General features: G+C 71.3%; 9 protein-coding genes. All 9 read left to right on the top strand.

Going from position 1 to position 8,508, the window contains the following annotated elements; translation table 11 throughout:
* Nucleotides 1-684 precede the first annotated feature (684 nt).
* The 9 genes from ACFYWM_RS37600 to ACFYWM_RS37560 all read left to right on the top strand — a co-directional run bounded on the left by ACFYWM_RS37600 (nucleotide 685) and on the right by ACFYWM_RS37560 (nucleotide 7,840).
* Entirely contained in the window at nucleotides 685-1,614 is a 930-nt protein-coding gene (locus tag ACFYWM_RS37600; RefSeq protein WP_389924264.1) for an SDR family oxidoreductase, read from the top strand.
* 42 nt (nucleotides 1,615-1,656) lie between these two features.
* On the top strand, nucleotides 1,657-2,490 hold the full coding sequence (locus tag ACFYWM_RS37595) for a helix-turn-helix transcriptional regulator (protein ID WP_389924260.1): 834 nt from the start codon (nucleotides 1,657-1,659) through the stop codon (nucleotides 2,488-2,490).
* 197 nt (nucleotides 2,491-2,687) lie between these two features.
* The gene (locus ACFYWM_RS37590; RefSeq protein WP_389924257.1) at nucleotides 2,688-4,142 is read left to right on the top strand and encodes a glycosyl hydrolase; all 1,455 of its coding nucleotides are present in this window, start codon (nucleotides 2,688-2,690) and stop codon (nucleotides 4,140-4,142) included.
* Nucleotides 4,143-4,404: 262 nt separating this feature from the next.
* Nucleotides 4,405-4,842, top strand: a complete 438-nt coding sequence (locus tag ACFYWM_RS37585; protein WP_389924254.1) for an SRPBCC domain-containing protein — start codon at nucleotides 4,405-4,407, stop codon at nucleotides 4,840-4,842.
* The gene (locus tag ACFYWM_RS37580; RefSeq protein ID WP_389924251.1) at nucleotides 4,829-5,158 is read left to right on the top strand and encodes an ArsR/SmtB family transcription factor; all 330 of its coding nucleotides are present in this window, start codon (nucleotides 4,829-4,831) and stop codon (nucleotides 5,156-5,158) included. The genes ACFYWM_RS37585 and ACFYWM_RS37580 overlap by 14 nt, the downstream gene beginning before the upstream one ends.
* A gap of 154 nt (nucleotides 5,159-5,312) precedes the next feature.
* On the top strand, nucleotides 5,313-6,101 hold the full coding sequence (locus ACFYWM_RS37575; protein WP_389924248.1) for a DUF899 domain-containing protein: 789 nt from the start codon (nucleotides 5,313-5,315) through the stop codon (nucleotides 6,099-6,101).
* 225 nt (nucleotides 6,102-6,326) lie between these two features.
* Nucleotides 6,327-6,872 carry a GNAT family N-acetyltransferase gene (locus ACFYWM_RS37570; RefSeq protein WP_389924245.1) on the top strand — a complete coding sequence of 182 codons (546 nt, stop codon included), beginning with the start codon at nucleotides 6,327-6,329 and terminating at the stop codon, nucleotides 6,870-6,872.
* 61 nt (nucleotides 6,873-6,933) lie between these two features.
* The gene (locus ACFYWM_RS37565) at nucleotides 6,934-7,428 is read left to right on the top strand and encodes an NUDIX domain-containing protein (RefSeq protein ID WP_389924242.1); all 495 of its coding nucleotides are present in this window, start codon (nucleotides 6,934-6,936) and stop codon (nucleotides 7,426-7,428) included.
* Between the two features lie 82 nt (nucleotides 7,429-7,510).
* On the top strand, nucleotides 7,511-7,840 hold the full coding sequence (locus ACFYWM_RS37560) for a DUF5709 domain-containing protein (protein WP_389924239.1): 330 nt from the start codon (nucleotides 7,511-7,513) through the stop codon (nucleotides 7,838-7,840).
* The last annotated feature ends 668 nt before the right edge of the window (nucleotides 7,841-8,508 follow it).

Here is an 8,508-nt window from a genome sequence, read left to right as displayed (position 1 = left end):
GCAGCACAATCCCATCCCGCAGACACTTACCGCTTAACCTGCAGAAACAGGATCACGCGAAGGTCAACTCATACACCACTTCGCTGGACGTGACCACGCGGCATCCCCAGACGTTCACCGGGAGCCCCCTGAGCAGCCTGAGCCGTCTGGGCTGCCTGCACTGCCTGCGCTGTCCGCGTCGTATGGGTCATTTGAAACGCCTGAACCGCCTGTGGCACCTGAGTCGCCTGGGTCCCGTCGGCCGCGTCAGACGTCCCAGCCGTCCTGGTCATTTCGGTCATCTCGGCTGTCTCAGTCATCTCAGTCGTCTCGGTCGTTCGGACCGCGTGCCGTCGGTCGCCGGGAGGGTTTCCTGTCATGGCCGCGACGCTAGGTCCGGACGCCCCGCGAGCACATCGAACGCGAGAGCGGCTTTCACCCCCCTCTCAAGACGGACCCCGGCCGCACCTCTCCCTCTTCGGACGGAGCCCTCTTCAAACAGAGCCCTCCTCGGACGGGGCCCGGTGCGGTCCCCCTCCGCGGGACCGGACACGACTCCACCCCAACGATCCCCCTGAATCCCCGGGACTCACCGGGCCGCTCATCCACGGACAGGTGATCCGTGGATAAGCGCGGCATGGATCCGTCCCGCGGCGTTTGCGACGCTTGATTTGACCGGAAATGCCATCTGACCAGGGAGTTAGTATGAAAGACGTGTCTGTGCCCGATCTGACCGGGAAGCTCGCCGTGGTGACCGGGGCGAGCGACGGTGTCGGCCTCGGTCTGGCCGTGCGCCTGGCCCAGGCGGGCGCCGATCTCGTGCTACCGGTCCGCAACCCCGTCAAGGGCGAGGCGGCCGTCGCGCGTGTCCGCGCGGCGGCTCCCGGGGCCGTGGTCTCCCTCCGTGAGCTCGACCTGGCCTCGCTGGACTCCGTGGCGGCGCTCGCGGAGAAGCTGAACGCCGAGGGGCGGCCGATCGACATCCTGATCAACAACGCGGGCGTCATGTCGCCGGCCACCCGGCACACCACGGCCGACGGCCTGGAGCTGCAGTTCGGCACGAACCACATCGGCCACGTCGCGCTGGTCGGCGGCGTCCTGCCGCTGCTGCGCGCCGGCCGGGCCCGTGTCACCACCATGTCGAGCAGCGCCGCCCGCACCGCCAAGATCGACTGGGACGACCTGCAGAGCGAGCGGAAGTACTCCCCGATCCGTTCGTACGGGCTGTCGAAGCTGGCCAACCTGATGTTCGGCCTGGAGCTCGACCGGCGCAGCCGGGCCGGCGGCTGGGGCCTCGTCAGCAACGTCGCGCACCCCGGCACGACCCTGACGAACCTCTACGCCTCGGGCCCCAACCTGGGCCGGACGCGTCCCTCGCCGCTTGAGGCGATCATGACGCGGCTCTCCCGCGTGGGCCTGTTCGTGCAGACCGTCGACAGGGGCGCGCTCCCCGCCCTGTACGCGGCCACCGACCCCCGGGCGCAGGGCGGCCGCTTCTACGGCCCCGACGGCTTCGGCCAGTTCACCGGGGGCCCGACCGAGCTGGCCGTCTACAAGCCGGCCCGTGACGAGGCCGCCGCCGCCCGGCTCTGGGACGTCTCCGAGCGGCTGGCCGGGGTCGGATTCGCCGCCTGAGGTCCGCACCGCGGCCGTTCCCGGAAAGGGGAGACTCACCACATGGACAGGGCTCAACTGGCCGAGTTCCTGCGCACCCGGCGGGAGGCGCTGCAGCCCGAGGACGTCGGGCTGCCTCGCGGGCGGCGGCGGCGCACCGGCGGGCTGCGGCGCGAGGAGGTCGCCGCGCTGTGCGGCATGTCCGCCGACTACTACAGCCGTATCGAGCAGCGGCGCGGGCCCAACCCCTCGGAGCAGATGCTCGCCGCGATCGCCCGGGGCCTGCACCTCTCCCTTGAGGAGCGCGACCACCTGTTCCGCCTCGCGGGCCACGCCACCCCGCGGCGGGTCCTTCGCGGCGACCACATCAACCCCGGGATGATGCGCATCTTCGACCGGCTGGAGGACACCCCCGCGCAGGTGATGAGCCATCTGGGCGAGACGCTCAGGCAGACCCGGCTCGCGGTGGCGCTGATGGGCGACGAGACCGTCCACACCGGGATGGCGCGCAGCACGCAGTACCGCTGGTTCACCGACCCGTCCTCGCGGCTGATCCATCCCGAGGAGGACCACCCGACACACAGCCGCCTCTTCACGGCCAGCCTGCGCGACGCGTACGCGCGGGGCGGCAAGGGGTCGCGCGCGGCCGCGCTGGTCGACGCGCTGCTGGCGGCCAGCCCGGAGTTCGCCGCGATCTGGCAGGAGCACCCCGTCCTGGGCCCGTTCTGCGCGTCGAAGCGCATCCTGCACCCGCGGCTCGGCCTGCTGGAACTGCACTGCCAGACCCTGGTCGATCCCGACCAGTCCCAGATGCTGCTGGTCTTCACCGCCGTACCCGGCAGCGAGAGCCACGAGAAGCTCCAGCTGCTCCCCGCCGCCGGCGACCTGCACGTCTGACCCGTCCCCCTGAAGAACCCGTCCCTCCGGGAGTGGGACGTGAGGCGACTCTCCGGATTTCTGTTGTCCCCGGCGCGCCCGCCGGTCTCCTGTACGGGAGCGAGCACGCCCGGACACCGGACACGACCGGTCCGGCACGCCTCCCGACACACCGACAACGTCCGATCCCCACTCCCCGTACGAAGGACCCCATCCATATGAGTGAGACTGTTCCGCGTGGTATCGCAGCAGGTCGCACGGCTGGTCGTCAGGTACGCCGGGCCGCGCTGGCGGGCGCGCTCGTGGCCGTCATGGGCGCCTCCGTGGTGTACGGCGCCCTGCCCGCGGGCGCGGCCGAGGCCCCCGTGTCGCAGGGCCGGGCGGCCGTCGCCTCCTCGGCCGAGCGGGGGGACCTGTCCGCCTCGGCCGCGGTCGACGGCAGGAGCGACACCCGCTGGTCCAGCAAGTTCAGTGACCCCCAGTGGCTGCAGGTGGACCTGGGCAGGTCCACCGCGATCAACAAGATCGTGCTGAACTGGGAGCGCGCCTACGCCACCGCGTTCCGGATCCAGACCTCCTCCGGCGGCGGCCAGTGGAAGACGATCCACAGCACGACCGCGGGCAAGGGCGGCACGCAGACCCTCAACGTCTCGGCCACCGGCCGCTACGTCCGGCTGCACGCCACCAAGCGGTCCAGCCAGTACGGTGTCTCGCTCTGGGAGTTCCAGGTCTTCGGCAAGGGCTCGGGCAACCCCGTCCCCAGCGCCACCCCGACCAGGCCTACGCCGAGTTCGAGCCCGAGCCGCACCCCGAGCGCCACCCCCAGCGCCACGCCGACCAGGCCGACGCCGAGCTCCACCCCGAGCACCACCCCGAGCGCGACCCCCAGCAAGACCCCGACCACGCCGGTCCCCGAGGTCCCTCCCACGGGAGACTCCGGTAAGAAGGGCGTGGGCGTGTGGCAGGCGCCCAACGTCAGCGCGGCCCTCGAAGCCTCCGGCGCCGACTGGTACTACACGTGGTCCACGAACCACAACAACATCACCACCCCCAAGGGGACGGAGTTCGTCCCGATGATCTGGGGAGCCGACAGCGTCACCGACCAGAACCTCGCCCAGGCGAAGAACTCCGGTTCCCCCTACCTGCTCGGTTTCAACGAGCCGGACTTCGCCGAGCAGTCCAACATGACCGTGGACAAGGCGCTGTCGCTGTGGCCGAGGCTCACCGCGACCGGCCTGAAGGTCGGCAGCCCGGCCGTGGCCTGGGGCGGCGACAGGGCGGGCGGCTGGCTGGACCGGTTCATGACCGGGGCGGCCCAGAAGAACTACCGCGTCGACTTCATCACGCTGCACTGGTACGGCGGCGACTTCCGCGCCGAGGCGGCGACCGGCCAGCTCAAGTCGTACATCCAGGCCGTGTACGAGCGCTACCGCAAGCCGATCTGGCTCACCGAGTACGCCCTGATCGACTTCTCCAACGGCGTCCGCTTCCCCACGGACGCGCAGCAGGCCGCCTTCGTCACCGAGTCCACCAAGATGCTGGCCTCCCTGCCGTACGTGCAGCGCTACGCCTGGTTCGGCCTGCCCTCCTCGGACACCGAGCCCAACAGCGGCCTGTTCCGGAGCAACGGCGTCGCCACCCCCGCGGGCCGCGCCTTCCAGGCGGCCGAGTGATCTAGGTCATCGCCAAGGACCCCGGCACGGGTCCGCGGCCTTCCCCCGGTCCGGCCCGCGCGAGTCCTGCTCTCGCGCGGGCCGGACCCGTTCGTACACCGACGCGAGCCCAGGCGGCGGCGGCCATGACCCGTGTACGCCCCCGCTCCCCTCGCCTCGCCCTCGCCTCGCCGGATCGGGGTCGGCGGGCGCACGGGTTGACGCAACCAGTTGATTGCCATAAGTTGAGTAGCAATCAACTGGTTGTGACAGGGAGACGACCATGACATTCCCCGACCGGATCGAACGCACGCTCCAGCTGCCCCACCCGCCGCAGCGGGTCTGGGAGGCGCTGACCACCGCCGAGGGCCTGGGCACCTGGTTCGGAAACCACGCCGAGATCGACCCGCGCGTCGGCGGCCAGGCCAAGCTCACCTGGGACAGCGGCGACACCGCCACCCTCACCATCGAACGCTTCGAACCGCCGCGCGTCTTCGGCTACACCTGGCCGATCAACGGCCTTCCCGGCGGCGACCCGCGACGCACCTACGTGGAGTTCACCCTGGAGCCCACCGGCACCGGCACCACGCTGACCATGGTCGAGAGCGGGTTCGCGCAACTGCCGGGCACCGGTGAGCACGAGGCCGCCTACTCGGGCAACACCAAGGGCTGGACGAACGAGCTGGGCGAGCTGGTCGCCTACCTCGATGGACGAGCCTGACCTGGAGGCGGTGGCGCAGGAGGTCTTCGCCGCCCTGGCCGATCCGAGCAGGCGGGGCATCCTCGCCGCACTCGCGGCCGGGGGGCCGGCCACCGCGACCGACCTGGCCGCCCAGCTGCCGATCACCCGGCAGGCCATCGCCAAGCACCTCGCCCTGCTGGCCGAGGCGGGGCTGGTGGTGGCCGAGCCGGGAGAGCGGCGCCGGGTCCGCTACCGCCTGGACTCCGCGCCCATGAAGGTGGCACAGCAGTTCCTCGCCGCGCTCGCCCGCGACTGGGACGGCCCGCTGGACGCCCTGCGGGACCGGCTGAGGTGAGAGCACGCTCCGGCGCGACTCCACCGGCCGGCCCCGCGTGACGCCGGGTCGCCCCGCCCGCCGGACCCGCCGTCCGGGCCCGGACCGCCCGCGGCGCCGACATCTCCGCGCCGACATTCTCGCGTCGGCGCCGTAACCGTTGGGAGAGATCGAGATGACGATGACCGGAAACCTGCCGGAAGTGGTGTCGCGCGAGGAGTGGCTCGCCGCCCGCAAGGAACTGCTGGTCAAGGAGAAGGAACTCACCCGGGCCCGTGACCGGGTCAACGCCGACCGCCGCCGGTTGCCGATGGTCCGCGTGGACGAGCCGTACGCCCTGGAGGGCCCGAAGGGGGCGGTGAGCCTGCTCGACCTGTTCGAGGGCCGGCGGCAGTTGGTGATGCACCACTTCATGTTCAGCCCCGAATGGGACGCGGGCTGCCCAAGCTGCTCCTCCGCCGCCGACGGGATCGGCGGGCTGCGGCGACTGCACGTGCGCGACACCACGCTCGTCGCGGTGTCGCGGGCGCCGTACGCCAAGATCGCCGCGTTCCGCGAGCGGATGGGCTGGACGTTTCCCTGGTACTCCTCGTACGGCAGCGATTTCAACCACGACTTCCACGCCACCCTCGACGACCGGGTCGTGCCGGTGCTGCTCCACTTCCGCACCGAAACCGAACTCGCCGAGGCCGGGACACCCTGGACGGGTGGACCGTGGACGGAGGGCATGCGCGGCGAGGAACTGCCGGGCATCAGCGCGTTCCTGCGGGTAGGCACGGAGGTCTTCCACACCTACTCCACGTACGGGCGCGGCATCGAGGAGTTCCACAACGGCTACCCGTACCTCGACCTCACCGCCCTCGGCCGGCAGGAGGCGTGGGAGGAACCCAGGGGACGCGCGGTCCCCCTCGGGCTGCAGGCCGGAGGCCCCAACATGCGCCTGCCCGACGAATACGACATCTGACACCGCGGCGGGAGCGGCGGGCCGACGTCGGCGGCTTCGGCCGGCGCTCTTCCCGGGTTCGGCCGGGGACACCACGACCGCACCCTCGCCCGGCATGGAGAACGTGGAACACCAAGAGCCCTTAACACGGAAAATCCGGATAAAAGGCCTATTTGGGTATGATTCACGAGATCAGATGCCACGATATTCGCATTCACCCCACTCTCCGTTGAGAGGATCATCCCCATGGACACCCCCTCCCGGACCGCTCGGCCCACCTTCCGCACGGCCACCGTCGCGGACGCGCCCGCCCTGGCGCTCCTGGTCGACTCGGCGTACCGGGGAGAGTCGAGCCGCGCCGGATGGACGACCGAGGCCGACCTGCTGAGCGGGCGGCGGACGAACCCCGAGAGCGTCGCCGCCGAGCTGGGGAAGCCGGGAAGCCACATGATCGTCATGGAGGCGGAGGAGGGGATCGTCGCCTGCTGCCAGGTGGAGCACCGGGGCGGGTACGCCTACTTCGGGATGTTCGCCGTACGCCCCACCCTGCAGGGCGGCGGTTTCGGCAAGGCGGTCCTCGCCGAGGCCGAGCGCTTCTCCCGCGACACCTGGGGGGTCGGCGAGATGCGCATGACGGTGATCTCGGCGCGCGAGGAACTCCTGGCCTGGTACGTGCGCCGCGGCTACACCCGCACCGGCGAGATGATCCCCTTCCCCTACGACGACGAGAGCGTCGGCGTACCGGCCAGGGACGACCTGGAAATGGAACTCCTGGTCAAGAAACTCGGCTGAGCGGGGGGCGCCGCCGTCGGATCCGCCCGTGACCGGCGGTCGCGGAGGTAGCGTGGCGAAGATGAGCGAGCCCTATCCCGACCCCGCCGCCTGGTACGCCACCCTGCCCAGCGTGTTCGTCTCGGCCTGCATGCTGCTCACCGACGCGGAGGACCGCGTCCTGCTGGTCAAGCCCAACTACCGGCCCGGCTGGAACTTCCCCGGCGGGATCGTCGAGGAGGGCGAGGCGCCCCACGACGCCGCCACGCGCGAGGTGGCCGAGGAGCTCGGCCTGTCCGTCAAGGCGGGCGAGCTGCTCGTGGTCCACTGGGCGCCGCCGACGAGGGAGCGCCCCCGAGCGATCATCAACTTCATGTTCGACGGTGGCGTCCTGGAGGATCCAAGCCTCGTACGGCTGCAGGTGGAGGAGCTCGACGAGGTGGCGTTCCTCCCCTGGGACGCCGCCGCCCCCCTCCTGCCCGCGCACATGGCGCCCCGCCTCGCCGCCGGGCGCCTGGCCCGCGAGAACCGGTCTCCCGTCTATCTGCCGGGCGAGCCCCTGGAGACCGACGGCTGAGGTCGTCCGGCCACGAATCCCACGGAGGCGCGACGGAGACCTGACCTGGGATTTAAGGCGATAAAACGGGTAGGGCGGCGGTATGACCGAAACACCCCCAGACCGCGAGGGTCTGAGCGACGAGCAGGCGATCGAGGTCGAGGAGTGGACCGACGACCTCGGCCTCAACCACGAGATCGTCGAACACGACGACGGGCACCAGGACAGCCTCGACGAGCGCCTCCGGCGCGAGGCCCCGGAGCGCGAGCGGGTCCCGCGCGACGGAACCCGCCTGGTGGCACCGGACGAGGGGCTGAGCCCCGACGAGACCTCCGAGGAGTACGCCTCGGAGGCGGGTTTCGACGGCGGCGACCTGTCCGCCGAGGAGCGCGCCGTCCACATCGAGCCCGACATCGAGTACCGCGAGACCTGAGAACCCCTCCGGGGCCGAGGATCCCGGCCCCTCGGCGAACCGAGCACGGATCACCGGCCGCGCCCCCGGACCTCACCGGCACGACGAGGTCCGGGGCGACCGGTCCGTGCGCTCCTCGACGACCTGCCTCACCGCCCCAACAGCACGACGAAGCCCGGGGCGACCGGTCCCCCGCGACACGCAGCACACCGGACCGGCTCACCACCCAGGCCCCCGCGCACCGGACACCGGACCAGCTCACCCCCGCGCACCCGCACACCGGGACCGGCTCACCACCCAAGCCCCCGCACACGGACACCGGACCGGCCCACCCCCCTGGTCCCCCTACGCCGGGATGATCCCCGCCCGCCGACCCGGGCCCGCGCCTGCACCCGCAACCGCGCCTCCCACCGGCGATCCCGGAGCATTGACAGAAACTTGTTGGAAACATAAACTCGGGCCCGTCTGGAAAGCGCTTTCCTAGCGCCTCGCCGGGAAGCGCCCCACCCGCTGGAAGGTGGTGATGCCATAGCCGCGCACTGACCCGAGCCCTCCCTTCTCCCGAGTGCGGTGACCACTCCCGCCTCACCTCCCACGCGCGCCGCGCGGCCTCACCCCGCGGACGAACCGGCCCGGCGAGACGACGACCGCCGCGCGATGGGAAAGCACCGCCCTCCACGCGACCGGCG

Origin of the sequence: Streptosporangium sp. NPDC002721, assembly GCF_042888905.1 — a bacterium.
Classification (GTDB): domain Bacteria; phylum Actinomycetota; class Actinomycetes; order Streptosporangiales; family Streptosporangiaceae; genus Streptosporangium.
Note: the sequence above shows the minus strand (reverse complement) of the source record. Positions and strands in the feature narration are given on the sequence as shown.